32 protein-coding genes are annotated in these 25,144 nt (G+C 33.1%); 7 read left to right on the top strand and 25 right to left on the bottom strand.

The window, feature by feature from the left end; all coding sequences use genetic code 11:
- Position 1: 1 nt before the first annotated feature.
- Genes HXZ69_RS09060 through HXZ69_RS09015 form a run of 10 tightly spaced genes read right to left on the bottom strand, consistent with a single transcriptional unit; the run spans position 2 to position 9,867 of the window.
- Positions 2-4,693, bottom strand: a complete 4,692-nt coding sequence (locus tag HXZ69_RS09060) for a hypothetical protein (RefSeq protein ID WP_286495752.1) — start codon at positions 4,691-4,693, stop codon at positions 2-4.
- A 12-nt stretch (positions 4,694-4,705) separates the two neighbouring features.
- Entirely contained in the window at positions 4,706-4,873 is a 168-nt protein-coding gene (locus HXZ69_RS09055; RefSeq protein WP_286486107.1) for a hypothetical protein, read from the bottom strand.
- A 38-nt stretch (positions 4,874-4,911) separates the two neighbouring features.
- Positions 4,912-5,385, bottom strand: a complete 474-nt coding sequence (locus tag HXZ69_RS09050; RefSeq protein WP_286495750.1) for a hypothetical protein — start codon at positions 5,383-5,385, stop codon at positions 4,912-4,914.
- Positions 5,385-5,879, bottom strand: a complete 495-nt coding sequence (locus HXZ69_RS09045) for a PB1 domain-containing protein (RefSeq protein WP_286495748.1) — start codon at positions 5,877-5,879, stop codon at positions 5,385-5,387. The genes HXZ69_RS09050 and HXZ69_RS09045 overlap by 1 nt, the downstream gene beginning before the upstream one ends.
- A 33-nt stretch (positions 5,880-5,912) precedes the next feature.
- On the bottom strand, positions 5,913-6,383 hold the full coding sequence (locus HXZ69_RS09040; protein ID WP_286495746.1) for a hypothetical protein: 471 nt from the start codon (positions 6,381-6,383) through the stop codon (positions 5,913-5,915).
- 3 nt (positions 6,384-6,386) lie between these two features.
- On the bottom strand, positions 6,387-7,064 hold the full coding sequence (locus tag HXZ69_RS09035; protein WP_286495745.1) for a DUF6808 domain-containing protein: 678 nt from the start codon (positions 7,062-7,064) through the stop codon (positions 6,387-6,389).
- Positions 7,061-7,393, bottom strand: coding sequence for a hypothetical protein (locus tag HXZ69_RS09030; RefSeq protein ID WP_280061315.1), 333 nt, complete (start codon positions 7,391-7,393; stop codon positions 7,061-7,063). The genes HXZ69_RS09035 and HXZ69_RS09030 overlap by 4 nt, the downstream gene beginning before the upstream one ends.
- Positions 7,393-7,923: an N-acetylmuramoyl-L-alanine amidase gene (locus tag HXZ69_RS09025; RefSeq protein ID WP_286495744.1), complete on the bottom strand. Its 531-nt coding sequence runs from the start codon at positions 7,921-7,923 to the stop codon at positions 7,393-7,395. Before HXZ69_RS09025 ends, HXZ69_RS09030 begins: the two co-directional genes overlap by 1 nt.
- Complete coding sequence (locus HXZ69_RS09020; RefSeq protein ID WP_286495742.1) at positions 7,923-8,876, bottom strand: hypothetical protein; 954 nt, start codon at positions 8,874-8,876, stop codon at positions 7,923-7,925. Before HXZ69_RS09020 ends, HXZ69_RS09025 begins: the two co-directional genes overlap by 1 nt.
- 16 nt (positions 8,877-8,892) lie before the next feature.
- Positions 8,893-9,867, bottom strand: a complete 975-nt coding sequence (locus tag HXZ69_RS09015) for an HK97 family phage prohead protease (RefSeq protein ID WP_286495741.1) — start codon at positions 9,865-9,867, stop codon at positions 8,893-8,895.
- A gap of 173 nt (positions 9,868-10,040) precedes the next feature.
- On the opposite strand from HXZ69_RS09015, the gene HXZ69_RS09010 reads away from it, so the two are divergent.
- The 7 genes from HXZ69_RS09010 to HXZ69_RS08980 all read left to right on the top strand — a co-directional run bounded on the left by HXZ69_RS09010 (position 10,041) and on the right by HXZ69_RS08980 (position 16,201).
- Positions 10,041-10,502, top strand: coding sequence for a MerR family transcriptional regulator (locus tag HXZ69_RS09010; RefSeq protein WP_286495739.1), 462 nt, complete (start codon positions 10,041-10,043; stop codon positions 10,500-10,502).
- Positions 10,502-12,010: a hypothetical protein gene (locus HXZ69_RS09005; protein ID WP_286495737.1), complete on the top strand. Its 1,509-nt coding sequence runs from the start codon at positions 10,502-10,504 to the stop codon at positions 12,008-12,010. Before HXZ69_RS09010 ends, HXZ69_RS09005 begins: the two co-directional genes overlap by 1 nt.
- Before the next feature lie 50 nt (positions 12,011-12,060).
- Positions 12,061-12,474, top strand: a complete 414-nt coding sequence (locus tag HXZ69_RS09000) for a phage protein Gp36 family protein (RefSeq protein WP_286495735.1) — start codon at positions 12,061-12,063, stop codon at positions 12,472-12,474.
- A 2-nt stretch (positions 12,475-12,476) separates the two neighbouring features.
- Positions 12,477-13,790 (top strand): phage portal protein family protein, encoded by a 1,314-nt coding sequence (locus HXZ69_RS08995; protein WP_286495734.1) that lies wholly within the window; start codon positions 12,477-12,479, stop codon positions 13,788-13,790.
- A 74-nt stretch (positions 13,791-13,864) separates the two neighbouring features.
- The gene (locus HXZ69_RS08990; RefSeq protein WP_286495733.1) at positions 13,865-15,103 is read left to right on the top strand and encodes a minor capsid protein; all 1,239 of its coding nucleotides are present in this window, start codon (positions 13,865-13,867) and stop codon (positions 15,101-15,103) included.
- Between the two features lie 136 nt (positions 15,104-15,239).
- On the top strand, positions 15,240-15,764 hold the full coding sequence (locus tag HXZ69_RS08985; protein ID WP_286495732.1) for a phage virion morphogenesis family protein: 525 nt from the start codon (positions 15,240-15,242) through the stop codon (positions 15,762-15,764).
- Positions 15,764-16,201, top strand: a complete 438-nt coding sequence (locus HXZ69_RS08980; RefSeq protein ID WP_286486094.1) for a hypothetical protein — start codon at positions 15,764-15,766, stop codon at positions 16,199-16,201. The genes HXZ69_RS08985 and HXZ69_RS08980 overlap by 1 nt, the downstream gene beginning before the upstream one ends.
- Positions 16,202-16,520: 319 nt before the next feature.
- On the opposite strand, the gene HXZ69_RS08975 is transcribed toward HXZ69_RS08980, so the two are convergent.
- The 15 genes from HXZ69_RS08975 to HXZ69_RS08905 form a co-directional block, all read right to left on the bottom strand.
- Entirely contained in the window at positions 16,521-17,084 is a 564-nt protein-coding gene (locus HXZ69_RS08975; protein ID WP_286495731.1) for a DUF4468 domain-containing protein, read from the bottom strand.
- A gap of 100 nt (positions 17,085-17,184) precedes the next feature.
- Positions 17,185-18,021 carry a hypothetical protein gene (locus HXZ69_RS08970; RefSeq protein ID WP_286495730.1) on the bottom strand — a complete coding sequence of 279 codons (837 nt, stop codon included), beginning with the start codon at positions 18,019-18,021 and terminating at the stop codon, positions 17,185-17,187.
- Positions 18,022-18,068: 47 nt separating this feature from the next.
- A complete protein-coding gene (locus HXZ69_RS08965; RefSeq protein WP_286495729.1) occupies positions 18,069-18,272 on the bottom strand; it encodes a hypothetical protein in 204 nt (67 codons plus the stop codon).
- A complete protein-coding gene (locus HXZ69_RS08960; protein WP_286495728.1) occupies positions 18,263-18,682 on the bottom strand; it encodes an LvrA C-terminal domain-related protein in 420 nt (139 codons plus the stop codon). The genes HXZ69_RS08965 and HXZ69_RS08960 overlap by 10 nt, the downstream gene beginning before the upstream one ends.
- 114 nt (positions 18,683-18,796) lie before the next feature.
- Positions 18,797-19,117, bottom strand: a complete 321-nt coding sequence (locus tag HXZ69_RS08955; protein WP_286495727.1) for a hypothetical protein — start codon at positions 19,115-19,117, stop codon at positions 18,797-18,799.
- Positions 19,110-19,364 (bottom strand): hypothetical protein, encoded by a 255-nt coding sequence (locus HXZ69_RS08950; RefSeq protein WP_286495726.1) that lies wholly within the window; start codon positions 19,362-19,364, stop codon positions 19,110-19,112. The genes HXZ69_RS08955 and HXZ69_RS08950 overlap by 8 nt, the downstream gene beginning before the upstream one ends.
- A 1-nt stretch (position 19,365) precedes the next feature.
- Positions 19,366-19,794, bottom strand: coding sequence for a hypothetical protein (locus tag HXZ69_RS08945; protein WP_286495725.1), 429 nt, complete (start codon positions 19,792-19,794; stop codon positions 19,366-19,368).
- Positions 19,794-19,979 (bottom strand): hypothetical protein, encoded by a 186-nt coding sequence (locus tag HXZ69_RS08940; RefSeq protein ID WP_286486080.1) that lies wholly within the window; start codon positions 19,977-19,979, stop codon positions 19,794-19,796. Before HXZ69_RS08940 ends, HXZ69_RS08945 begins: the two co-directional genes overlap by 1 nt.
- 109 nt (positions 19,980-20,088) lie before the next feature.
- Positions 20,089-20,754 carry a hypothetical protein gene (locus tag HXZ69_RS08935; protein WP_286495724.1) on the bottom strand — a complete coding sequence of 222 codons (666 nt, stop codon included), beginning with the start codon at positions 20,752-20,754 and terminating at the stop codon, positions 20,089-20,091.
- Between the two features lie 5 nt (positions 20,755-20,759).
- Positions 20,760-21,017, bottom strand: a complete 258-nt coding sequence (locus tag HXZ69_RS08930; RefSeq protein ID WP_286486078.1) for a hypothetical protein — start codon at positions 21,015-21,017, stop codon at positions 20,760-20,762.
- Entirely contained in the window at positions 21,014-21,232 is a 219-nt protein-coding gene (locus HXZ69_RS08925; RefSeq protein WP_286495723.1) for a dimerization/docking domain-containing protein, read from the bottom strand. The genes HXZ69_RS08930 and HXZ69_RS08925 overlap by 4 nt, the downstream gene beginning before the upstream one ends.
- Entirely contained in the window at positions 21,210-21,566 is a 357-nt protein-coding gene (locus HXZ69_RS08920; RefSeq protein WP_286495721.1) for a hypothetical protein, read from the bottom strand. The genes HXZ69_RS08925 and HXZ69_RS08920 overlap by 23 nt, the downstream gene beginning before the upstream one ends.
- Positions 21,567-21,577: 11 nt before the next feature.
- A complete protein-coding gene (locus tag HXZ69_RS08915; protein WP_286495720.1) occupies positions 21,578-22,201 on the bottom strand; it encodes an AAA family ATPase in 624 nt (207 codons plus the stop codon).
- Positions 22,202-23,092, bottom strand: a complete 891-nt coding sequence (locus HXZ69_RS08910; RefSeq protein ID WP_286495719.1) for an AAA family ATPase — start codon at positions 23,090-23,092, stop codon at positions 22,202-22,204.
- An 8-nt stretch (positions 23,093-23,100) separates the two neighbouring features.
- On the bottom strand, positions 23,101-25,143 hold the full coding sequence (locus HXZ69_RS08905) for a hypothetical protein (RefSeq protein WP_286495718.1): 2,043 nt from the start codon (positions 25,141-25,143) through the stop codon (positions 23,101-23,103).
- Between the last annotated feature and the right edge of the window lies 1 nt (position 25,144).

Here is a 25,144-nt window from a genome sequence, read left to right as displayed (position 1 = left end):
ATTAAGGAATTCCACCACTACGACCACCATCATCAGCCATTTTCTTCAATAATTCTTTTATTTTCGCTAATTCTGACAATGATAATTCGGTATTATTTGCAGTACGTTTTGTATTATTTTCGATAGCACCTAGAACTTCAATCATTCTACTTGTTGCAGCTAATTGCTGAGCAGCACCATTTTTCAGAATATTATTTGTTTCTAATTGTGTTAGTCTTAAACCACCAAATTGACCAGCCAACAAATCTGCTTGTTCAGCTGACATTCCCTCTATAGCTCCTTTCAATGAATTTGCAGAGGAAACAGAACCTGTCATATTTATGCCTGCTTGATTCATCATGTCCATGTATTGTTGCGCATCTTGTGCAAGCTTCAAATACATTTCTTGCCATTGTTTACGTTCTTCTTCAGATAAAACACCATCGCCCATCATTTCATAAAGTAAATCCTGAAGCTTTTGCATTTCAGGCTCAAGAACTTTGGCAGACATACCAGCTAATATTGCATTACGAAGGAAACCTTCTATATCATCAGCGAAATCAGCGAAAGACTTTTTACCCGATTTAATCCCTTCAATAATTGAATCTGCAATGGATTGAGAAGTCGTACCTGTTACAGCGTTTTTCAAATCTATTTCCAATTGACGTAAAGCATCGTCGATAGAACCATACTCTTCTTTCAATTTCTTCAATTGTTCATAGGCTTCTTTTGCATCACCTGTTAAAGGTTTCATCGCGTTTAACTTTTCAAGTTTAGCAAATAGTTCATCTGTTATCTGAGTGTCTTTATCTATTCCAAGTAAATTAGCTACTGAATCATAATGATCAACTACTTTGGTTTTTTTAGCAAAACCAAGAAAACCTCCTTTTTTCTTAAAGGTTTTATCGTAAATAGTTTCAGAACCAAGTAAACGTTTCCAAATCCTATCCATATCATCCATGACTGAAGCTTTATTTTTCTTCAAAGCCTCCATTTCTTCACGGATATTTTGAACACGAGAGACATAAAGATCATTTATTCGAGTTTCAATCAATTCACGATCCCGTAAAGTTTTATTGTATTCCAACTGTTGAGCAATGATTTCAGCTTGCCATTTTTTAAGTTCTTCAATTGCTTTTCTACGAGATTCACGAGCACGTTTACCCATTGAGAATAATTTACCAATCCATTTCACCAAAGCAGCGACTAATGCAACAATACCATCAACAATAGATTTCATAAAAGCATTTACAACTTTACCAACATCATCTGCTAATTCAGAAATTGTTTTCATAATCTGAGAAAGTTCTTCATTGGAATCAGCAAAAGCATCGGCTAATGCACCAGATATTTCTGATACAATTTCGAATCCTTTGACAACTTTTTGCATTTTCTCCAATTGAACACTCTCCAGTTCTTGATTAACTTCTTCAAGTGACTGTTGCTCTTGAGCAACTAATTCATTGTTTTTGTTTTGATACTTTGCAATTTCATCAAGAATTTTCTTCTTCTTTTCTAATGCGACTTTTTCTCTTGTTTCAAGTTCTGAGCGTCCTTTTACATTCTTTGCTTTCTCTAATTCTGACTTAACATATATTTGTTGCTCTTCTGTTAATGAATCTTTACTTAATTTATAATACTCTTCAATTGAAGCTATTCTAACATCAAGTTCTTTCTGGGAAATACCTGTTAAATCTGAAGACAAGTTTCTCCATATATCCAATGATTCATTTGCTTCAGCTTTTGCAGCATTTATTTTTGCATTTTTAATACGTTCAGCCTCTTGAAGTTTAGCAGTTTTTATTTGGGTATCATTTTCTTTTTCTAACTGTTTTATAGTCGCTAAATAGTCAATATTTATTTGCTTTATTTTATCTTGATAAATCAATGTAGCCTCATAAGCCGCTAAGTATTTCTGATCTCCAGTTTCTTTTTCTTCTTTTTTTTGTTTTTCTTGTAAATCAAGTAATGCTTTTAATCGAGCTGATTCTAAATTATTTCGTTGTTCAACTGGTTTAGACAATATTTTGTCAATTTCAGATTGAATACGTTCAGAAAATGTTTCAAAACCTATCATTTGGTTCTGATACTGTTTTGTAATCTCTTCAGCTCCGACTTTTGTTTTAAGCTGTTCAAAAGCAATAAAAATTTCTTTTTCTTTTTCGAGTTGTTTTAAGAGTTCATCAGTGCCTTGAGTATAAGTAACATTTGAGGTTTCGGTTTTTTCAAGTGTATCAATTTTGATGAGAACCTGAGAACCAAGTTTAGCTTTTTTAGCTTCCTCTCGTAGTTTATTATACTTATCCTTTATATCTTCAATTTCGCGAGTATTTTGATCTAAGGTTTGCTTATGAATATCCCTTTCTGTGTCTGCGATTTCTTGTAAAACACTTAACTGTTCATCTTTCAAACGTTTGGCTTCTTCAATAGCTTTTTTCTCTTCAGCTTCTTTCTTTTTGCGAGCTTCTTCCGATTTATCATCACGTTTTTTTGCTACTCCTGCTTCAAAAACAGCCTTTGCTTGCGTCCATTTTTCAAACTCAGCTTTATCATTTTTATAAAAAGCTATCTTTTTATTGAGAATAGAGCGTTCTAAGGCATCAGTATTTTTGCCTCGAGCTTTTGCAATCTCTAATTGTTTTTCGGCTGCTTCTATTTCAGCAGAAACTCCTTTACCTGTAACAATCTTTAATTTATCCGCAGCATCACTTGCTTTACCCATTAAATCCATTGATGTATTAAGCAACTTATTACCGTCAACTTGCTGTTTATACATATCTGCAACATACTTAATCGTCACCTGATCATAACCAGCTCCTTTTACAGCTTTCAAAGCCTGTTCTTTTGTTGGATAGTTTAAAAAATTCAGAATCTCTTCATTAGAAATATTTGTTTTTAATTTCTTTTTACCACCAAAAAAGTTATTGGTTGAAACATCCCATTTTTCAATAGTTTGGTTAATTTTTTCGTACCAAGCTAAGTCTCCAGTAGATAATGCTGTAATTTGCTCTAACAAAACTTTTTGCTTTTCAAGACTTAAAATATAAGCAGCGTCAGCCTGTGCTTTAATCTGCATATAGTTTACATATTCAGGTGCACGAGCAATAATTTTTGATTCAAGTTCAGCATAATCTTTAACTCTTCCTAACGTATCGCCAAGTTCTTTGTTGAAATCAGATACAGCTTGCTTTTTCTGACGTTCTGATAAAGTTGTCTCTTTATTTTGCTTTACTAAATACTGAAGAAGTGATATTTTTTTGGCATATAAATCATTGGCTTTTTTACCCACTTCAATATTACTTTCCAATTCGTCTGAAGTTAAACCAATAGCTTTTTTGACTTCGTCCCAATTTGAAATAAGTGCACCAAGTAATAGAATAAAAGCACCAACTCCTGTTGCAGCCAATGCAATACGAAAAGCTTTCAAAGCTCCAGTTGAATTTCCTACAACAATTGCATACAATCGTTGCAGCGCAATTTGTCCTGTTGTAACAACAGAATCAGATCGCTTTAATTCAATTTGAATTTGTTGTAAACCTTGCAGAATAGCCATTACAGACGTTACTTTTGCAATAGTTTGCTGTACATTTTCATTTTCAGAACCAAATAAAGCAGCCGCTCCTTGTGCCATAGAGAATCCAGCTGTGATTGCTGTAGTAGCACGTACTAAAGTATCAAGATTAGCCGATACTGAAGCACTCGCATTGATTTCTTGATTAACTCCAGCTAATGATGAACGTATTTCAATTGCACGTTGTTTTAATGCTTGATAACTTTCAGAACCTTGTTCATTTTCTAAACGCAACTTTGCCATATCCTGAATTAATTTTTCTAATTCAGTTTGCAATTGTACAGTCGTTTCTTTTTGCTCAACTATTTTATTTCCAAACTCATCAAAACCTGTTCGTCCTGCATTTTTAAGTGCTTTGATAGAGTTTTGAAGGTTTTCTATATTTTGATTTAATATTTGAACTTTAGCAGGATCAGTTTCTGTAGATAATTGTGCTTGAAATTCTTTTAAAGCATCATTCATTTGATCGATACTATTTCCTGTAGCATCATAAATTGCTGGCGCACGCCCTAACATTTCATTCGCTGCATTAATATCATTTGCTAATTCTGCAAACTCAGATGAAGCTGGATCGATGTCTGCTAATTTATTTGATACAAAATCTATCACAACGCCCAACTGATCCATTTCGTTTTCGGCTGCATTAATATGTTCCGATAAAACTTCCAATTCTTCAGGACTTGCGAAATTGGGCGTAAATGTTTTATCAGATATTTGATCAATCAATTTACCTGCTTCAACCAATTTATTATTTGCAGCTTCAAGTTGCGCTTGATCCATTAATTCAACACGTTGATTGGCTGAATCAATAATCGTTTTAATTGCTTTTTCAGCTTGCTGAATTTGATATTCATACACTTTTAGCTGTGTTGGATCAAAAGTATTTGCAACTTGTTCCTTTAACCAAACCAAAGCTTCAGCATGTCTTTTTATAGCATTAGATTGTGCTTCTGTTAATTTAGCATTTTCACTCAACGTGCCGTTTCCAGTTAATTGAGCTTGTACAAATTCGTTAAACTTTCGTTTTGTGTTTTCTAGTGACTTATCCAATTGCTCAGACGAAGCCATCAGCTTTTGAAAGTCTTGCATTAACTCTTCCGAATTAATTGCTATGCCTAATTCTATTGGGTCTAAATCACTCATATTTTTTTTGTTCTATTCGGCTCCTAACCAATTTGCTAAATCCTCATCGGATTCGAATTCTTCTTTTCCTTTCTTTTTGTAAGATGTTTTTGGTGCATCAGCAATCATTAATTGCAAAGCAGCAAAACTTGTATTGTAGATGATTTCGTTTTTCGACCAACCTGTTTCTTTTGCTACCATCCAAACAAAACCTGCAACGCTATGGAAGCTTTCGCTTGTTAACTCGTTGTCTCCTTCTGACTCAGATTCATTGGCATCGTTATCCGTGTCGCCTCTGTTAATCTGATAGTATTGATAAAATCCTGAATCCCGCCATAAACAATAACCAATTGAAACAATGAAAATAATTCTGTTGCTTGAAGTCCTCCACGAAGCCAATAAGCTACAAATGGAACTAAAAACTTCAACCAACGATTATTTAAAATTGATTCAGCGATTATCTTACTTACTGCTTTATCATGAAGTTGGATGATTTCAAACCCTTCAGGAATTGTCATTTCTTCAGTTGATTTGATTTGCATTTGTAAATAATGCACAGCTACTCGTTTTAAGGTGTAAATGGAAAGAGCTTTCACCACGAGATTTATTTTTTTCTTTCCGAATAAGCGTAAAAAAAGAGGTGCCGTGACTGGCACTTTGACACCTCTTTTTAATATAATATTCGCAGCTCTTTCTTCAAGTTTGAAATCCATTAAGGCGTTTTCTTACCAATTAAAACTGCTGGCTTTCCTGGACCAGGTGATTGAGGACGCAATGTGATTTCTAACAATGACAATCCATTTTTCACCAACTTGGTATTAAACTTCGCAATTACACGACATTTCGGGAAATGAAATGGTAAATCTGTGTTAGTCAATAATTCGATTGCTTGATAAATCTCAGGCATAACTGCTGGTTCTGCCCATTGTCCATTGACAACTGTTCCCCCTTTCAATTTAACCAACAACTCAGGTGAATAATCAAAAGTGGATAACTTGATACTTTTTGCACCTTTTATAGCGAATGTTTGAATTGGATCATCTTCCTGATCAGAATATTCATCTGTAATTTGTGGATCATCTTCTGTGAACTCACACGAATCACGATATGTTTGACATAATTCTTCTAATGCCGCTGGCATCGTTCCATCTGCTGAAACTTCTGCTGAACTAATCTTTTTTAAGCCGTATGTTTTTACTGTAGCCATTTAAATATGTTTTAAATATTGTTTAAACACTGATTAATCCTCTTTTTGGTCAGCTGGATTCTCTTCTGATTTTTGTTCAGAATTATCTTTTGACTCTTCTGAAGAACCTGTTTCTTCTTGACCTGTTTCATCAGATTTAGAAGCTAATTCGGTTTCTTTTTCTTGGATTTGAACTTTTAGTTTTTCAACTCCAGTTAAGTGATTTGGTTTTTTACCGTACAACTCTTCGTAACGTGCAGCTAACTGTTGACGCTCTTCGTCAGTTTTCGTTTCTTTAGTTTCGTTAACAGATTCTTTTTTTCCTTCTTCAAAAATTAATACTGAATCTGAAGTAAAATGATGAACTGTTTTGTCTGACAAATATCGACTATGGTCGTTTGCACGTTCTTTTTCCGTAAATCCTTGTTTGTCCGAACACACATATACTTCCTGTAAATTGTGTGCTTTCATCATTTCTGATGCTTTTGGAGCTAACTGCTCGCGAGTGATATTTTCTTGTGACATTATCTAAAAATTAAAAAGTTTGAGATTGAGCCCTAAACCAACATAAGGCGTTGTTTTGATTTGGTTATTTTGCTGATAGATTCCATATCCCAACTGAACACCAACACTAAAAGGACTTTCTTTTTTTTCTTCGACTCGAAATGTTTGTAAGCCTTTTATGGTAACTCTTGGATCATCGGAATAGACATCGATATAATTTGTTTTCTTACCTAAAAACCAAGATTTGTCGCTGTACCTTGCGATGTTCAAACCAACATCATAATTAACCGCTACCTGATTGCTATCTTGATTATAATTAAGTTTTAGCCATCTATCTTGATACACCAAATTATTAGCTTCATTAGGTTTTAATTGAACTTTTGCTTTCAACTCAGCGTTTACTTTTGTGACTTGATCTATTTTATTCAGCGAGATTTTTAACGCTTTTTCAAGACTGTCGGCATAGCTTTTGGAAAGTGCTAAACGCTTTGCAGCTTCATTGTCTGGAATGACTCGATCCTGATAAACGACATGTTCAATTGAATCTCTGATGTATTCTTTTATAACGGTCGCTTTGGCGCCTGTACTCACAAGATCATTGAATTGTTGTTCTTTTTCAGTCGATTTATGACATTCTCTAATTGCTAGTCCAGTTGCAACACAACTGATGAAGACTAATAATATGGTAATCAAATTTTTCATTTCAATATTTTTTTAACGAACCCTTCCGTTTTATCTCTAACTATCGAATCTTTTGTTTGCATTTCTTCTCGAAGCGATTGGTTTTCGGATTTGTAAAATATCATCCCTTCGTACAGTTGAATTCTGTCGTTTCGCTCTTCAAGAATGGTTTTAATTAATGCCTGTTTTTCTGCTTCGCAATGTTCCTGATCATCTTCTTTACGGACGAAAAGAAAACCGATAACTGTACAGGTGATTAATAACAATCCTATTAATAGTGAGATAACTACCGCTTTAGGGCGTTTTTCGATATCTTGAATTGAAAAAGGTTGCGGTAGTTCTGGTTTCATTACTGGTTAAATTGAATTAATATTTTAGCATACTTTTCAGCCAATCGTACTTTGTTTTTCTCATAATTCTCTAAATCTTTAGCATTTGTGATAAAACATACTTCTGTCAAAGCAGCTAAACCTTTTTTGTTTAGAACTGCTAATTTTCCACGTGCTGATTCGCTTTCAGTTTTTAAACCTCTTGATTTCAAATTCAACACATCCACATTAGCAGTAAGAATTTCAGCTGCTAACTTTTTCGATTTTACAGAAGCAACGTCTGAAACTAAAACTTCTGTTCCTGTACTAGTTGGATTTGCTGATGCGTTAAAATGAATATCAAAAACGATATCAGTACTTTTAGGAGAAATCTTCCTCAACACTTGTGAGAGTGTATCATTGTCATCATCAATTTGATAATCTTTGAATCCTATCTTTTTGAACTGAGAAACAACTAAGTTTCTCAATTCTTTCGTTAAGTCAGCTTCTTTAAGACCATTTCCAATTGCTCCTGAATCTTTATTGTGATGACCTGCAAATAAGAAAATCATTACGCTCCTGGTGCTTGCATTAAAACAGCTACACCTTCATAATTTTTACGTCTTGCACGTCCACCCGTTCTTACTAAGAAAGAATAAATATCTCCATAGTATTGTGGATCATTTGGACGTTCAAAAGCTTGTGTAGTACCAATTGCTTTTTCTGTCATATTTTTATTCCAGAATAAATTTCCTTCTGTATCTGTTGCTTCACCAACAGCACCAAATGCTTTAAATTCTTTACTTGTAGAATCCATTACGTAAACACTTGAACGCTCTAAAATAGACCAGCCTTGTACTTTATATAATACACCAGCTCTACGTTCAGTTTCTGATGTTGCAGCCATGTAAGTTGCTACAACTTGAGAATCAACAGGAAACATTTGTGCAATAGCTTCAGAAGTTAATAAACAATACATTTGTCCTTCTGTCCAAGCTTTTTGAGATTTAAAGAACGCTTTCATGCGTTGTAAATCTTTTAAAGAATATGCTTTTCTTTTTACAGTTGAATTACCATCAGAACTTGTAACATCAATTTCATTTCCATCAGTTAACAAAATATTTTTTGGTGGTAATTGATTATTATCTCCAACTGGAGAAATGACCAGATTTGTTAACATACCTTCAGCAACTTCCTCTGATAAATTAGCAACATCTTGATCTAAAATTGAACGACGTTTATCGTAACTTAATTCTACTGTATCCGCATTCGAAATACGCACAGGGTCAGTTGTATATTCATCAATTTTATATAAAATCTCTGAATCTTTACGTTCTGAAACCGTAGCAGGTAACAATGTTCTATTTTTTACAACCTTTGAAGGTTCTCCAGCTTGTGGAATATGAACAATTGTTCCATTAATAATATTGTCAGATGAAACGTCTGCAATATGTTGTAAGAAAGTATTATCCTGTAATAACTTTTCTTGAATGGTATCATGCCAAAATTCTACTTGTAATCCCATGTTTGATTTTTAAAAATTATTGATTTGGTTTTTTTCCGAATTGTTGTTCGAAACGTTGAGCGTAGTAGTCAGGATTATCAGCTTTCAATTTTCCTAAATGATTGCCTTTGTCTAATTCATCCCAACTCATTTTTTCTAATGCTGCAAGTTGCGCAGCAGGAGTTTCGAGTGTACCAGCAATTGGAGTACGTTTAGGCAAACTTGTTAATAATTTCAAACCAGCTTCGTAACCTGATTTAAGCACCATTTCATCGATTGGAGCTTTTCCCGCTTCATCAATTCGACCATCTTTAACGGCTTGATCTCGTTCTGCTTCATAAGAAGCTTTTAATTCAGCTTGTTGTTTGCCAATGACTGCATCATATTTCGCTTTTAATTCAGCCTTTTCGGTTTTCAACTGGGTGTTTTCAGTTGAGTATTTTAGTTCTAATGCTTTAATTGCATTTAAAACTTCTATTTCACCTGCTCCATCAGCAAGTTGCAAATGTGTTGTTATTAATTTCATATTCTGAATATTGATATGTTGATTATTAATTGATAAAGTCAATTGTTTGACCTGAGAATCTGTATATTGTTTACCATCCTTTTTGTTGTAAAGTGTTACAGAGTTTGCGTTACTTGGAACTGCTACAAATGACACTTCAAAGAGTTCACATTTCAGTAACCATAATTCACCATCGATATAAACCATATCTTCAGGTTCGAAGAAAATCCCCATAGATACACTTACAATGGTTCCTTTGTTTACTTTTCGAACAACCTCCTTACCATCTAAATCCTCTGTATCAAATTCAGGTTTACCAACAAGTAACCCTTGTAATTGTTCTACATCAATCCATTTTCCTAATACATTCTTTGTATCGTTTTGATGATTGTTTAAACAAATTGGATTCGTATTAAATCTTGCTGATAAATCAATCCCATCAGTTTTTATTTTAAAACCGTAGGAATTCTTTTTTGATTCATCATTGAATACATATGATTTTTTCATCTTTCTAATTCCGTTTCTGATGCAAATTTTGGTTAGAAAAACCGCCTGTAAAAAAAGTCAATCTATGATACCTGAAAAATCAGGGTATCATACCCCAAATTCTAGGGTATCATAAGTGAAGTAATTTATTAGCTGAAGCTTACACGCCAACTTTGCTACATAATAAGAAGAAAATGGCAAGATTAACAGCAGAAAAACGCAAGGAAAAAGAGGAATTTGCGAAGCTTTTATTCACCAAGGAAAACGTTACGGATTTTGCAGAATTGAAACGACGTACTGGAGTGAGTGAAAAGACACTTCGAGCATGGGAAAAAGAAGGGAATTGGACGAAGTTAAAACGAAACATTGTTTTAACGCGTGATGAACAAATGGCTTTGATGTACGATGAACTAGCCGAAATCAACGAGTTTATTCGTAACAAACCCGAAGGCTCTCGATTTGCTGATCATAAAGAAGCTTCTGTTCGTCGTCAATTGGTAAAAGATATCAAAGATTTAGAAACTAAAGCAATGCTTCCTGAAATCATTAATTCATTAACTCAATTCTTAGACTTTGTACGACGAAATGATATTGAAGATACAAAACTGCTTGCCAATTATGTAGATCAATTTATTAAACAAAAATTAAGAAGCTAATGGCATTTGTTACAACAAAATCTCGAGAAGATAAAGCAGCTCTTGACTTTTGGGACGAATACTATAAATCCGTACAGAATACCGACATCGTTGACAGTTCAGAGCCTGAAGAGGTAAAAGAAAAACGAATCAAACGATTAGAAGCTGATCCAATCGAATGGATGAAACACCATTTCGAAAAGTACTGTACAGCAGAGTTTACAGATTTTCATAAGCGATTTATCAAAAGAGCTGTTCAGAACCCTGAAATCTATCTAACTAATGCTTGGTCGCGTGAGTTATCAAAAACAGGTGTAACGTTTTTGGTGATGATGTATTTGCATTGTACAGGACGCAAACGATTTACATTGATGATTTCTGCTACAAAAGATGCTGCCGAACGTTTATTGAAACCTTATAAACTTGCTTTTGAGAAAAACCCTCGATTACGAAATGATTATGGCGATCAAGTAAATTATGGTTCGTGGGCTGGTGATGATTTCACAACAAAGTCAGGTTCTCGTTTTATTGCTGTTGGAGCTGGACAAGCACCTCGTGGAGCTCGTAATGAAGAATTACGTCCTGACAGTATCATTATGGATGACTTTGATACGGACGAAGAATGTCGAAATCCTGATTTGATTGATAAAAAATGGGATTGGTTCGAGCAAGCTGTTTATGGTACTCGTTCAATTTCAAATCCTTTATTAACAATATGGAATGGAAATATTATCGCAGAAAACTGTTGTATTAAAAAAGCTATTCAAGTATCAGATTATTTTGAAATTGTTAATATACGTGATGAATTTGGACGTTCAACATGGTCTAAAAATTCAGAAGAACATATTGATAGAGTTTTATCAAAAATTTCAAAAGCATCAGGTCAAAAAGAATACTTTAACAATCCTATAATATTAGGAAAAGTTTTCGATAAGCTTCATTATGGCAAAATGCGTCCTTTAAAGGACTATAAATATTTAACAGCTTACACCGATCCATCATATAAACAAAAAGGAGATTTTAAAGCAACTGTTTTAATAGGTAGATGGAAAGATGAATATCACGTATTAAAGGTCTACTGTAAACAAACATCTACTGCTGAGATGTTGGATTGGCAATATGAAATTTTAGATTGGGTAAATGATCGAGTTCCTGTTTACTTCTGGATTGAGTGGCCATGGATTGATGATATGTTAAAAGAAGAAATTAAAAAGGCTAATAAGCGTCATGGGTTTACACTTCATTTAAAAGCTGACGATCGTAAAAAGCCTGAAAAATTCTATCGTATTGAATCAAGTTTAGAACCATTGAACTCTAATCATAAATTGATTTTTAATGAAGCTTTAAAAGATAATCCACACATGAAAGAAATGGAATATCAATTCTTAGCTCTTTCAATTAAATCACGGGCTCATGATGATGGTCCAGATGCAGTAGAAGGTGGAGTTTGGCGTGCTAATCATAAAGCAAAAGAGAATGTCGGACCTCCAATAGTTATAACTGCTCATCATAATCAAAAAAGATATTAATAACAGACGATTTCATTGAAATTTATCTTTAGTGTATAAAACAATATATTATGTATTTAACTGTAGAAGAATTAAAAACACACGCCTATGAAGAAGAAATAGGCGCAATCATACGAAACGACGAAACAATTGCTTTGGCTTCTATTGACATGGCAATTGAATATGCTTCCTCAAAATTAATGAAGCATTATGATATTGAAGCTGTTTTTGCAACAACTGGAAAAGCTCGCAATCCTTTGCTTTTAAAAATTGTAAAAGACATTGCAATTTGGGAACTAATCGGTTTAGCCAATCCAAGTATTGATTATGAAGACAAAAAGTTTCGTTATCAGCAAGCTGTAGATTGGTTGACAGCAGTATACAAAGGTATGCCAACCACATTACCACCAAAAACAGAATTAGATGATAGTAAAGCGTCAAGTTTCACATATCATTCTAACCCACCACGAACTAATTACTATTAATTATGACACGAAAAAATAGATTAAAAGCCAATCAGAAAAGCGGTAAACAAATCAATATATCACAAACATTAATTGTAAAACCACCGCAACGTAGTAGTGTTGGAATTGAGAAATGGCGAAATGCCATGAAACAAGCAGACAGAGGTCGACGTGCTCCATTGATAGAATTAATTCAAGAGATTATGGATTCTGATCCTGTTTTCTTCGAAGCATGGGATAAACGAGTTCGTGCCATTACAAATGCTGATATAGTTTTTCAAACAAAAGGAAAGGAGGTTGAAGAAATGATGGATTTCATTGATACAACTGAATTTGAGGAAACTTTAAAAGAAGCAATGAATACAATTCTTTTAGGGAAAACTGTTGGAGAATTAGATTTTGCAAATGGATATAAGTTCAATTTAATTGACCGTCGACATTTAAATACAGAAACAAAGCAAATCTTAATCAACCAATCTGATACAGTTGGTATTTCATATGAGAATAACGATTTCTTATTGAATCTTGGAAAGGATAATGATTTAGGTTTAGCAATGAAAGTGATGGCGTATGCAATTTTTAAACGGAATGGAGGTGCAGATTATGCGCAATTTTGTGAATTATTTGGCATCCCACAACTCGCAGGACTATACGATCCTGAAGATGAAAAAGGACGCGAGGAAATGGAATCAGCTTTCCAAAAACGTGGTTCTGCGGGTTCTATTGTCATGTCGAAAAATGGAGACATCAAAACGATTGGGAGTGAAACTTCAGGAAATGCAGTTGTACATGATGGATTTTTAAAATGGTGTGATGAGCAAATTCTAATTGGATTAATTGGCCAAACCATGACAACAAAAGATGGTGCGAGTTATTCTCAAGGTAAAATACACGGCGATACAGAAAACGATATCAACAAAGCTGATAGACGTTACATTCAAAGGATTTTAAATGAAAAACTTTTACCAATTCTTGAAAAACGTGGTTATCCTGTAAAAGGTGGTTGGTTTTCATTTCCTGAGAAAGAAAAAGCATTATCAAAAAAAGAACAATTAGAAATTGCAATTGAAGTAGACGAAAGAACAGAAGCTGGTATTGATGAAAAATATTGGTTCGAAAATTTTGGACTACCAAAAGGAAATAGAAAAGCTAAACCTGAAACAGAAGAGGAACCAACTCCTGAAGACGAAGAAGAAACTGATCCAATAGAAGAAAAAGCAACAAAAAAAACGAATCAAAAAAAGACGAGCAGATCTGTTCAAGGTAAAAAGGTACAAGCGCAAGAATTATCTTTTTGGAATAAGCTGAAGAATTTTTTCGACAAAGCTCCTCGATAGAACTCACGCTATACGAGGAGCTGGATTGGAAAGCTCTTGAAAAAGATTATGAAAATTGCAATCATTCTCATCAATTGAATTCTGATGACAATCAACCTGATTGGGCTGATTTATTAGCGGCTCAATGGATGGATACGGTAAAGGAAGTTTACAAGGATAAAGATTTACCAAAAGATAAGGTTTCACGCCCAATTGTCAAAACACAAGCAGAACGCTTTGAACAAGGTGTAAATTCTATTTTAGGAGAAGTTGATTTTGATTCACCAGAATTTTATTTACGTGAAGTTTTGCGCAAAAATATGTGGCAATTTTCTGCTGCTAAAAATTACAATGATTGCGTTCGTCTTAACAATTTGTTATTAGATGAGAATGGTAAATTAAGAAGCTGGAGCGACTTTTTATATGAAGCAAAAAAAGTCATTGGAGATTCGGTTCGTTATCTTAAAACAGAATACAATACCATTGTTGCAGGTGCTCAAATGAGCCGACTTTGGTACGAAATTCAACGAGATAAAGCCATCTTTCCATTTGTTCAATTTTTAGTTGTACAGGATGATCATACAAGTGAAATATGTAGTCCGTTACATGGATTAATATTTTCAGTGGATGATCCTGTATTAGCATATTATTTCCCGCCGAATCATTTTAATTGTCGTACAACAGTTAAAAAGTTACGTTATGGCGTTCCATCTCAGAATTACAATTTGCCTGATATTCCTGAAGCTTTTAAAAATAATGTTGCGCAAACTGGTGAAGTATTTACAAGTGAAAACAAATATATCGCGAATGCTCCGAAAGAATTAGGAAGTGATTTAGAATATTACGAAGAAAATGGAATTCATGTATCCAATTTAGCTGAGAAATTCTCAAAGAGTAAAGTAGAAAGAGAACGCCAAAAGCAAGAATTTGAAAATCGAAAAGTTGCAGCGAAAACATTGAATGAACATTTTAATGAAGAAACCTACATAATGCCTGAGATTTTACCACAACATTGGAGTTTTGATTTTCATTTTAAAGGGCAACCAATTGCAGGAAAAGTAACTGATATAAAAGTTGGTTCTGATTTTTGGGAGTTAGAAAGCTATGAAGGTAAATTCAAGAAAACAAAGCTTGGTCGAATGATCAAACATGGCCAGGAGCAATCAAATAATGTTGTGATTAAAATGAATCATAATATTCCATTAAAACAGATTAGTACCCAAATGCGTGAATTGTTTGATAAAAAGGAATTTCAGATTACAGCTTCAAGAATTTATATTATAGATCATAAAGGAAAGTTGATCTACATTTTTGATAAAGATAAATTCTATTAAAAATAAAGTAGGACTTAATTTCTTAAGTCCTACTGCCTTTAACCTAAAATCAAAGGGGGCACAGAATCGAAATCCCGTTGGTACAAATATACAACATTTTTAATTATGATTTAAAAACCTTTTAAACACTATTTAAATGGTAACAGATAGGCTAAAAAAAATACAAGAAGGACTTGCACAAACATTCCGAAATCTACCTCCAATATTAGGAGAAGAAGCAGTTAACTTTTCATTGAATAGTTTTGATCAAGAAGCTTGGAGTGGAGAATCTCAACAAGTCTGGAATAAGAGAAAAAATCCAACTAAATGGGGAAAGCCTGATGATACAGGGCGTGCTTTATTGGTGAAAACTGGACAATTAAAACGAAGTGTTCGAGTAATTCGAATTACAAATAATATGGTTTACATCGGAGCTGGAGGTGCTGATACACCTTATGCACGTGCTCACAATTTTGGTTTTCGTGGAAAAGTTGACCAGAATGTAAGAGCATTTACTCGCAAAATGAAAAACGGAAAAACGCAACAGGTAAAAGAACATCAACGTACGATTCATCAAAATATACCAAAGCGTCAATACATTGGTGGCGACAAAGATTCGCCTTATTTAAAAGCACGTTTACGTCGTGCATCAGTTTTAGAACTTAAAAAAATATTCAAATAATGGAGGAAATATTATACGAGCTAATTTTAGAAAAATTAGATGAAATCAAAGAGATAAAGTTTAGTGATTTAGACTTTGGACAATTAATGGTTGAAGTTCCTCCAATTGGCTATCCTGCTATTTTAGTGTCGATAGATTATCCAACAACAAACAATATCAGTCGATTATTACAAGAAGTAAGAGCAACTATCAAATTAACGATTGTCACTAAAGCAATTACAGAAACAAATAGTTTAGCTCCAAAAGAAATTAGAAGTCAAGGATTAGAATTTTTGCGATTACGCCAAAAGGTGTACAAGAAATTACAAGGTTTCGGAAACGAAGAATTTTATCCATTCGAACGAAAATCGATGCGAAATGAAACACTTAGGCAAGGTCTAAAAACAACTGTAATCCAGTTTGAGACATCTTTCCATGATGATAGCTCCAATTCATAAACGGAAAGTAATCTTTTAACGTAGTTGTCGTGTAATTCTCAGTTTCTAAATGACAGATATAGTCTGTGTGAGCCGCCAATAAATCAGCAATACGAGATTGAGATAAAAAGAATTCTTTCTCTAAGTTTTCTAAGCATTTAGAGAACTTTAAACCATTTAAAGAACTGTAAAAATAAAAGCGCGCAGTCAAAAGCTTATTGCGATCGGCAATAAGATTTTCGTTACGTCCTTTTTTGGTATTTACAGATTGATTGGCTTGCATGTTTACAAAATTAATAAACCCCAACTTGATTTGCAAATTGGGGTTTATTGTGGTTATTTACCAATCATCATTCGTAGATGAATCACCTAGTATATTTTTTTTAAGATCATCTAAAAAACGGTTCGCAAATGATTCTAAAGCTTCTTTCGATTTAGGATATCTAAGCTTTTCATTTTTTCCAAATATTCCAAGATTATACTCTAGGATATCTCCTTTCTCGCGATAGATATACAATGTTCTTAATTGCCCGTCTGTATATCGTGTCAAACTAACATTCGGGGCGTCAACTTTTATTTTCCCATCTTTAAAAGATAAAACAATAATATATCTATTTTGATAATAATGAATTGAATTTCGCGGTATATCGTGGGATGAAATGGCATTAATAGATATAGTTTCATTATCAACTTTGCTTATAACGTCCTTCGCTGATTTATAATATTTCGTCACAAAAATCATTGCTTTTGAAAACAATTCAGATTGAGATTGATTTGGAAAGTCTAAAACAACATAATCTTTTGTATTATCTTCTGAATTGACAAATCCTGAAGAATTTAAACGAAAGCTTTGAGCATTTATGTTGATTGAAACCAACATCAATAAAAGTAAAATGTATCTCATTTCAATTAATTTATTTACCAAATTTACAATATTCTATATAATATTAATTACGGTTTTCCATAAAATAACAAAAGCTAATCAACTAGAGTGGCGTTTGCTATTAATTATAATAAATTTTTCCTGTACTATCATATAATGATTTATTAATTTTAATTAAATCTTGGATTTCCAGGTATTTAATTAAACTTTCAGTATTTTCAGCTAATTTATTTTTAAAATTATTGAATTCTTTATCCTGATTGTATTCTAGGTCATTTATAAAATATAAATCTAATAAATCTTTTATTCCATTGTAGAATTGTTTCTTTGTAAAGTTATTATTTGAATTAATAAAATTTAATATTTTATCTGCTAAATTTATATCACTTATAGAATTATATGTAAATTCTTGTAATATTATTGATAAAATATCTCTTTCTAATTTATCATTTTTAGCTTTTTTTAAGTTATCTTCTACAAATTTTGAATATTCTAAATCTTTAGTTTCTATTAAATCTTTTAAAGTTTTATTTTCTCTTTCTAAATCTTCAATCTTTTTATTAGCTGTACGAGCATTTATAACATTTCTGTATTCAATAGCTTTCTCTTGTTCTAATTTACAAAATATTACATAACGCCTAAAAATTAATTTATTATAAAATATTTCAATTAAAAGTGATAGTAATTGAAATAAAAACAATGAAATAATTGAATATATTAATGCTGCTACAAACCTCCAATTAAATATCCACCAAATATCAGAATTATGATACATTTGTCTAATACAATCTATTTTAAGTTCAATAGTTGAACCTGAAAAGGATGTATACAATATTATATCCCAATTATATATAACTAAAAAAAATAAATAAAAATTAATCAAAGGATTTTTTAATCTCTCTAAAACAATCTCTTTGATATCGTCTTTAGTATCTTTTGCAAACTCTTGGACATCCATAAATATGTATTTTCCACAATATTACTAAAAATAAAAAAAGCAACCCATTAAGGATTGCTTTTAATTTTTATAAAACCACAAATTTTACAACTTGGCGGTTCTTGATATGCTAACGGATCAGACTCCCATTCATGCTCACATATATTTTGCAAAGATTGAATTGCAACATCAACATTCATCGCGTGGGTATCCGCTTTTTGCTTTTCCTTTAGTAACTTTTTGAAAAGCTCTATATCCAATTTTACTCCCATCGCTTTTGATTTAGGTAGGTTTCAGCATACGGCATTGCAGTCCCGTCTTTTTTCTTTTTATCACGTTCTTTTGGTAGATGTAACAAAGCCGCCAATTGTTCCATTGGTTTTAGCTTTTCGTACTTCTTTTTTGCAACGGATTTTGTTCCATGTTTTCCGTATTCTTCCCAAAATCGGTCAAAACTCAAATCAGCTGGTATCTCTTCGACTTTAAAGTCTTTGGCTTTTTGTTTCCATTCTTCCATCTTATCCAATGTGTAAGGTATATTGGTATAAAAGAACTTTACAATTCCTACAATCGTGTTAGAAATGTTATGTTGAAAGAGAATTAACCAACCATTAAGGTTGTATTCATAAATCACTTCACCTGTAAAGTGATCACTTGTTATGATGTATTTTTTCCCCTTCATCTTTTCTCATTATTTCACGGTAAATAAATAATTCTTTTATCAAGCCTCTCAGCTTTTCTACGAAATAAGCTATTGCTATTCCTGCTAAAATTCCTATTAAAAATTGATTAGTAATCATAATTGCTCGTGTATTTGGTTTGCGATTTTTAAAACAACCATATTGATATATGGATTTTTGGATTCAACCTGCTGAAAATCTCTTAAAATAAAATGAAGTGCATACGCTTGATGATATTTTAAACTGATTTTAAAAGCCTTCACATTCATTCGCTCTGTTATGAATTTTTTGAGCATCTTATCCGCCAATTCATAAATGATGGATTCTACTAATTTGGTTTCAGGCGTTGGAAGGCTTTGCTGGTTTATTCTGTTCTCGATGATTTGATTAATAACATTCAATTCATCATTTTTTAGTTCAAATTTTATTTTATTCATACTCCAAGTTTTTTACTAATCCTTTCAATTGAGGTTCTGTAAATTTTTTACATACTATTTCTGAACGTTCAATTGATATAACTTCTCCTGTATCTTCATCTACAAAATCCTCATCCCAATAACCTCTTATAATACCGTTATTATCTTCAATTCGTTTATAAAAATTTAGATAATTTTTATATTCTAATTCGTTTAGCTCAACAAGTAGTTGAAGTACTTTTTTACGTTTACCTTCTAATCTTGTCATCCTATTTCCATTTTGATTTTACCATGTTTTCAAGTGCTTTAATGACTTTCGAGATATCCTCGTAATTCATATCCTTTAATTTCTTATCCTGTACTGGACATCTTGCTGATCTAAACCAACCGCCTAAGCGTTCTAAACTTGCAAAACCTGTTTGCTCATCTATCCAATCAAGCTCACGAGCTAAGGATAATATTTTCATGTGTCGAGGATTGTTTTTGTCAAAGAGCGCATAAGAAGTGTAATCTGCAACTCTACCAGTCGTTAAGTAAGTTATTACGTCGTCAGCTTCGTTTCTTGAAAGGTCTTTTGTAGATTTTACCTCTCTAAAAAGAAACTCGGAAAAGAACTCCAACCGTTCATCACGGCTGGAGAATTTTCCACTACAAATCGTTTGGATTTGCTGTATTTGACGTGGTTCAATTTCTGTCATCATTCAATATTTTTAAATTTAACTTTAACGTCCTTTTGAATAGCCTTTAAATGGTTTTTAAAGAGTGAGATCTCAAACCATTCGAATTTTACTTCAGGAATCCATTTTCCTGATTCAGATTGATAAACAGCTTTGCCGTTTACTAAATATCCTTTGTCTGATAATTGTGTGATTTGGTATGGCATTTTTAATCGTGATTTTTAGTTCTTTTAAAATATAAACAAGTAAACAAACCTGTGATACATAGCAACCATGTTCCAACCATGATTGCTATTGCTTCTAACATTAATATCATTAATCGATTGAAAAATTAAAGTTGACACGTCTAATATTTCCTTCGCCAAAATCAACCATTTTGTAACCTCGTGCAAAACGTGAAGTTCTAATATCAATCAAAGCCTTGTCGATGATGTCCATTCCTTCAGAGAACAATTCGCTGTTAGCACGATCACGCATTTTGTTCAATTCTCTAACTTTTCGTGGATCATAGTTTCCATTCGCATCAGTTTTAAGAGCGATTTCCAAGAACTCCATTAAAATTTTTTCGTTTTCAGTTTCTCCAGCAAGGCTCGACATATATTCTCTGATCTTGACAATTCCTTCGCCTTCTGTTCCGTTGAATGTTGGTTTTACGTTCCAACCAACTTTTATCGACGCAGAACCATCATCAAGTGTAAAAGTGTGCGAATCTTGCTCACGCTTTTTATTTCCATACACTTCAGCTCTTAATTCGATGGCTGGCTCTACGTGTTTGAAAAGATTAAGTAAACGTTCCTCCACATCATCACGTTTATCGATGAAAAAAGGCACTTCAGATAGAACCACATCATTCTCTAATTTTTTAAGCAAATCTTTGTCTTGTTGCTTTTTTGCCTTCTCAGCTTTTTCCTTTTCTTTGATTTGAGATTGTAATTTTTCTAAATCTGCTGGTGATAATTTTTCGATGTCTATTGTTGTCATAATTGTTATTTTGAAATGATTAATTCTTTTTCTGTTGTGATTTTATTTTCTTGGTAGTAAGTAAAGATTCGTTTGTAATTATTGATTCTAAGTTTCAATAACAAGTCTTTAATGGTTCGTTGTAACTCTTTTGACAATGTTTTACGCCCATTGATGACTTGATGTATTTCGCAACGCTCAGTCAGCGTAAAAACTTTATTCTTGTTAGTGTCGTAATTAAGTGTTAGTAGCAGTTGCTCAATGGTAAATTTTATCTCTGTCATAGTAATACGCCTATTTGTTGATGAATTTGAGTTGGACACTCATTTAGAATGGTTGGTGAAAATGATTTTTCTAATTCTGACAAAAGATTGATGTAATAGAAACTTTCATTTTTCGCTATTCCTGCCATTGGATCATTTGGATTTTGAGTAAGCCAATTATTTAATCGTTCAATCCGCTTTTCAAGTTGTTTTTTATTTAGATACTGTTTGTCCATTTTTTAAATTGTTGATTAGTGTTATTGGGTAGATTTCTTCTATTTCATAAGCTAAAAGACTGAAAACATCAAACAATTCATTTGCTGCTTCAATTCCAAGACTATTGATATAAAGTCTATTTTGTTTGTAAAACTCCTCTTCAGTTTTACAGAATTGTGTTTGATACCAGCTCCAAATCGGCTCGTTACGACTCAACTCTTCAAGCAATACAAAATGCTCATTTGAGATTTTCATTGCCCATATTTCAAAAAACCAACGCATTTGGTTGCGCCACTGCATCGGTGTAAACTGCATTGCTTTTAAGATTTCAATTTTTATAACCTCGTAATTCATAGTGTTGTTTTTTAGTTGTTAGTTCCGTGATAGAGTAGACCTTTTTTGTCATCGATGAGATATTCACCTCCTAAACCATCTCTGTTGGTTACTATCGCTTTAAGTCCTACTACATGAAATATTCTTTTTGATAATTTCTTTACTAATCGTCCTACAGCTCCTACAGGTTCTTTACGTTCCTCGTGTGCCAAGATGATAAAAGTGATTTTGGGATAATCTCTGGTTAACTGCAAAATCATTTTTTTATCTATTTCGCCATCATAAGCTGTTAAATTGTCAATAAAAACCACTTTCGGAAATTGTCTTCCTTTGAATTGGTCCAAGTATTCTTCGAATAAATCATATGGATAAGCCATAAATTTGTGATCCATTACATTTATTCCTATTCGTTTACATCGTTGTTGGAAAGATTTATCTGTACCTTCTTCTGCACTGATATAAGCGACTTTTTCTAAGGTTGATAGATATTTAGCTAATGAAAGTGCTAAAGTTGATTTACCATTCTTTTCTAATCCGTAGATCAACCAATAACCACCTCTTTCAGGTTCGCCAAGTATATCTTTCCAAATACCATCAAAATCAAAGGTTTTAAATTTCTTTTCGTAGAGTTGTTTTGGTGATAGTCCTCTTGCCATTTATTCTCGTACTATTTCAATTAATGTTTTCAATTTTCGTAGAGTAGCATTCTTGTCAATACACTGTTTTATTAGTTTATTCACTTTAGCTGGATTATTAATTTGCGCAAAAGCAACCTCTCCAATTAACTGTGTATAAAATTCAGTACGAGCTTCTTTTCCTGTTGGAACTAATGTTACAAACTCATCTGAAAAACGTGAGAAAATTTCAGCATAACCGATTTTATCGTTTTCCATACCACGTTTTATTTTGCGTTGTAAACCTTGCGCTCCCATCATATACCAACCGCAAGCGCCAACTGTTGCATTATGTATAGATTTTATTTCTAAAAATGCGTGATATTCTAAATCACCAGCTTCATCCAACACAATAAGAGGTTTATCTAATACTGTGATGTAGTATTTTATATCTTCCAAAATTTCAGCGAATTTTCCGTGACCTTCTAAACCGATTGTTTTTGCTAATGCTTTGATAAAGGCAAACTTTGTTTTAGTTTGTGAACAATCAATGTAAAAAGCATTCTTCATTCTACTTACGATATGCGTCGCACAAAAAGTTTTACCAATTCCACAGTCATCAACTAAAATCATTGAAGTACTGTTTTCTTTACAGAAATTTAGGTTGTCTTCAATTTCAGTATAAACAGAAGTACGAGTAACTTTCCAATTATGCTGAGAACGATTAACGCCTAATTGACGACCAATTCTTAAGTAATTAGAATCACTTATTTTACCTTCTAAATCTTTGTTGTTAAAAATATTACTCAAAATACCTTCATTCAAACCTATAGTTTTTGAATAAGCAGCAGTAGAACCACCATAGTTTGCACGATCAGCTTTTATAGCTTCGATTACATTATTTTTAAATTGTTGTGGGATTTTAGATTCCATAATTCTTTTTATTGAAAAGCACTTCGCCAACTTTTTATATTGGACTGATTGCTTTGATTAAACATTAATTCAGTTTCAACTTCTTCGAGATCATCTTCAAAAATCTCAGGTTCTTCAATCTCTTTCACTTCAAATTTTCGTTTGCGATTAAAAGAGAAATTATTATTTACACGTGTTGGTGTTCTGTCGATAATATTGATATCTTCAATACCTTTCAGTTTTTCACGTGTGTACATTTCAACTGTCATTGCGTATGCACTTTGTAACGACATTGCTTCTTTACAAGCATCTGTTTGTTCAGCTTTTGCACGATTAAATCGTGGCATTTCCATGATTTCACAAACAAATTTGTCATTGTAATAGGCGTAAGCTTTCATTACATTACCTTCTTGATCATCCAACCAGTACACTTCTAAATCTTTTCCTTCAATCATTCTCATCTTTTCGATAAGTGATTCTCCAGTTAGTATTTTTCCGTTTTCGGCAATTGCACGTTTACGACCTTGTAAATTGATTTTAGCAACGTTACACGACGTTTTAGTGTAATGACCGATATATGGTAGTATTCCATGCCAGTTAATCGGTTTAAGGTCTTTAGATTGATTTTGTTCAAAATAATCCCATCTTGATAAAGAATTATCTTGTGGATGTGGACTATTGTTCCAATTTTCAATCTCTGCCAAACGATCTTCAACTAATTGATCATACGGAACGATTATTTTCTCTTCAGCACTCAATTGGTTTGATTCTTTTTTTGCAGTTGGACGTGCAATCCATCCGATTGCTTTCTTTTCTTCACCGTATCTAACCTTACCAAACATTCTTTCAATGTATTTTCCTCGTGCATTATTTGCTTCGATTCTTACATTCTGGAACATATGACCAGGTTTTAGCAACGTATCACGATAACTACTATTCAATGAACTCTCACACTCTAATTCGTAGGGAAGAGGTAAACCCCATGCGACGTAATTTCTTACCATTTCACGGTAAAACTCAACGATCAATCCTTCTTTCGATTTGCCCCAAACAACTGTCGTAAATGCTTGCGAAGCGACATCCAAACCAAGATAAAACCACATTCGTTTTCCCTTTTCATACCAAAATGGTGGCTGACGGTCATCAATTGACATCAGCGAACCTGAGAAAACTGGTAAATCCATTTCAGCAGCAGGAGCAAATTTGGAAATGTACTTTTGCCGATCTCCAGCACGACTCCTTTGTGTTGCAATTGCATTCTCCCATTTGTTGATATAGCTTACAATTGTCGAGCTTGATAACTTTTCAAATTCTTTTGGATCAAAGATTTCACCTGTATTCGAATCGTATATCTCAGCATAACCGTTAATGAACGCCTCATAATTTCTTGCAACTTCAGTAGGTGTAGGTTTGTGTTTTTGGTTTTTAAACAAAGCGTTCAAAACCATTTCAATTCTTGCACTTACTTTTCTTGCATTTTGTGTACTCTTACCTTCAGGATCTTTTATCAATGGATAGTATAAATCCTCTTTACAGGCTTTGAACAAATCCTTGAATCGAATCGATGTAGGAAGCGTATGTGTTATTTCATAATTCAGCTTTAAATAATGCTGAAAGTCAATCATATCTTTAATCAGTGTGTCGTAAATCCCACGTGTAGAACCTTTCAATTTCACACGTTCAGAAATTCGAGCCTGTTCCAATTTGATCACCGCTTTCATTACTGAAGCATTCAAAACATATCGATCCTGTTCCTCAGAACTGAGTGCAGAACCAGCACGTTTAAACTTTGCATAATAAGTGGGTGCATCAGCATCCCATTCAAAGAACATTTCTAAAGGGTTATCCACTTTTCGAGGATCACCCAAAGCCTCTTGTATTTCATCTTTCAGCGTATCGAAGTCAACGAGCATTTTCCGTCCATTTCCTCCGAGTTGCAATCGCTTTATACCGTAAGGCTTATCTTTGTAGCGGTTTAACTCTGACATCAAAGAATTAATTGAATTCCAGAATCGAGGTACTAATTCCTCTTTTTCAACCGCTACCTTGTTATTCGTCCATAAATAAGGCATA

The sequence above is a fragment of the Empedobacter sp. R132-2 genome (genome assembly GCF_030324375.1).
Classification (GTDB): Bacteria; Bacteroidota; Bacteroidia; order Flavobacteriales; family Weeksellaceae; genus Empedobacter; species Empedobacter falsenii_B.
This window is presented reverse-complemented; position numbering and strand designations above follow the sequence as displayed.

Bases quoted from the DNA above. Each gene is read 5' to 3' on its own strand.
- HXZ69_RS08995 (WP_286495734.1), top strand. From the start codon at position 12,477: ATGACACGAAAAAATAGATTAAAAGCCAATCAGAAAAGCGGTAAACAA.
- HXZ69_RS09055 (WP_286486107.1), bottom strand. From the start codon at position 4,873: ATGGTAGCAAAAGAAACAGGTTGGTCGAAAAACGAAATCATCTACAAT.
- HXZ69_RS09010 (WP_286495739.1), top strand. From the start codon at position 10,041: ATGGCAAGATTAACAGCAGAAAAACGCAAGGAAAAAGAGGAATTTGCG.
- HXZ69_RS09030 (WP_280061315.1), bottom strand. From the start codon at position 7,393: ATGAAACCAGAACTACCGCAACCTTTTTCAATTCAAGATATCGAAAAA.
- HXZ69_RS08945 (WP_286495725.1), bottom strand. From the start codon at position 19,794: ATGACAGAAATTGAACCACGTCAAATACAGCAAATCCAAACGATTTGT.
- HXZ69_RS08985 (WP_286495732.1), top strand. From the start codon at position 15,240: ATGGTAACAGATAGGCTAAAAAAAATACAAGAAGGACTTGCACAAACA.
- HXZ69_RS09005 (WP_286495737.1), top strand. From the start codon at position 10,502: ATGGCATTTGTTACAACAAAATCTCGAGAAGATAAAGCAGCTCTTGAC.
- HXZ69_RS08925 (WP_286495723.1), bottom strand. From the start codon at position 21,232: ATGGACAAACAGTATCTAAATAAAAAACAACTTGAAAAGCGGATTGAA.
- HXZ69_RS08955 (WP_286495727.1), bottom strand. From the start codon at position 19,117: ATGAATAAAATAAAATTTGAACTAAAAAATGATGAATTGAATGTTATT.
- HXZ69_RS09035 (WP_286495745.1), bottom strand. From the start codon at position 7,064: ATGAAAAATTTGATTACCATATTATTAGTCTTCATCAGTTGTGTTGCA.
- HXZ69_RS09015 (WP_286495741.1), bottom strand. From the start codon at position 9,867: ATGAAAAAATCATATGTATTCAATGATGAATCAAAAAAGAATTCCTAC.
- HXZ69_RS09045 (WP_286495748.1), bottom strand. From the start codon at position 5,879: ATGGCTACAGTAAAAACATACGGCTTAAAAAAGATTAGTTCAGCAGAA.
- HXZ69_RS08935 (WP_286495724.1), bottom strand. From the start codon at position 20,754: ATGACAACAATAGACATCGAAAAATTATCACCAGCAGATTTAGAAAAA.
- HXZ69_RS09060 (WP_286495752.1), bottom strand. From the start codon at position 4,693: ATGAGTGATTTAGACCCAATAGAATTAGGCATAGCAATTAATTCGGAA.
- HXZ69_RS09040 (WP_286495746.1), bottom strand. From the start codon at position 6,383: ATGTCACAAGAAAATATCACTCGCGAGCAGTTAGCTCCAAAAGCATCA.
- HXZ69_RS09025 (WP_286495744.1), bottom strand. From the start codon at position 7,923: ATGATTTTCTTATTTGCAGGTCATCACAATAAAGATTCAGGAGCAATT.
- HXZ69_RS08910 (WP_286495719.1), bottom strand. From the start codon at position 23,092: ATGGAATCTAAAATCCCACAACAATTTAAAAATAATGTAATCGAAGCT.
- HXZ69_RS08960 (WP_286495728.1), bottom strand. From the start codon at position 18,682: ATGAAGGGGAAAAAATACATCATAACAAGTGATCACTTTACAGGTGAA.
- HXZ69_RS08950 (WP_286495726.1), bottom strand. From the start codon at position 19,364: ATGACAAGATTAGAAGGTAAACGTAAAAAAGTACTTCAACTACTTGTT.
- HXZ69_RS08975 (WP_286495731.1), bottom strand. From the start codon at position 17,084: ATGAGATACATTTTACTTTTATTGATGTTGGTTTCAATCAACATAAAT.
- HXZ69_RS08920 (WP_286495721.1), bottom strand. From the start codon at position 21,566: ATGAATTACGAGGTTATAAAAATTGAAATCTTAAAAGCAATGCAGTTT.
- HXZ69_RS08930 (WP_286486078.1), bottom strand. From the start codon at position 21,017: ATGACAGAGATAAAATTTACCATTGAGCAACTGCTACTAACACTTAAT.
- HXZ69_RS08940 (WP_286486080.1), bottom strand. From the start codon at position 19,979: ATGCCATACCAAATCACACAATTATCAGACAAAGGATATTTAGTAAAC.
- HXZ69_RS08970 (WP_286495730.1), bottom strand. From the start codon at position 18,021: ATGGATGTCCAAGAGTTTGCAAAAGATACTAAAGACGATATCAAAGAG.
- HXZ69_RS08915 (WP_286495720.1), bottom strand. From the start codon at position 22,201: ATGGCAAGAGGACTATCACCAAAACAACTCTACGAAAAGAAATTTAAA.
- HXZ69_RS08965 (WP_286495729.1), bottom strand. From the start codon at position 18,272: ATGGGAGTAAAATTGGATATAGAGCTTTTCAAAAAGTTACTAAAGGAA.
- HXZ69_RS08905 (WP_286495718.1), bottom strand. From the start codon at position 25,143: ATGCCTTATTTATGGACGAATAACAAGGTAGCGGTTGAAAAAGAGGAA.
- HXZ69_RS08980 (WP_286486094.1), top strand. From the start codon at position 15,764: ATGGAGGAAATATTATACGAGCTAATTTTAGAAAAATTAGATGAAATC.
- HXZ69_RS09050 (WP_286495750.1), bottom strand. From the start codon at position 5,385: ATGGATTTCAAACTTGAAGAAAGAGCTGCGAATATTATATTAAAAAGA.
- HXZ69_RS09000 (WP_286495735.1), top strand. From the start codon at position 12,061: ATGTATTTAACTGTAGAAGAATTAAAAACACACGCCTATGAAGAAGAA.
- HXZ69_RS09020 (WP_286495742.1), bottom strand. From the start codon at position 8,876: ATGGGATTACAAGTAGAATTTTGGCATGATACCATTCAAGAAAAGTTA.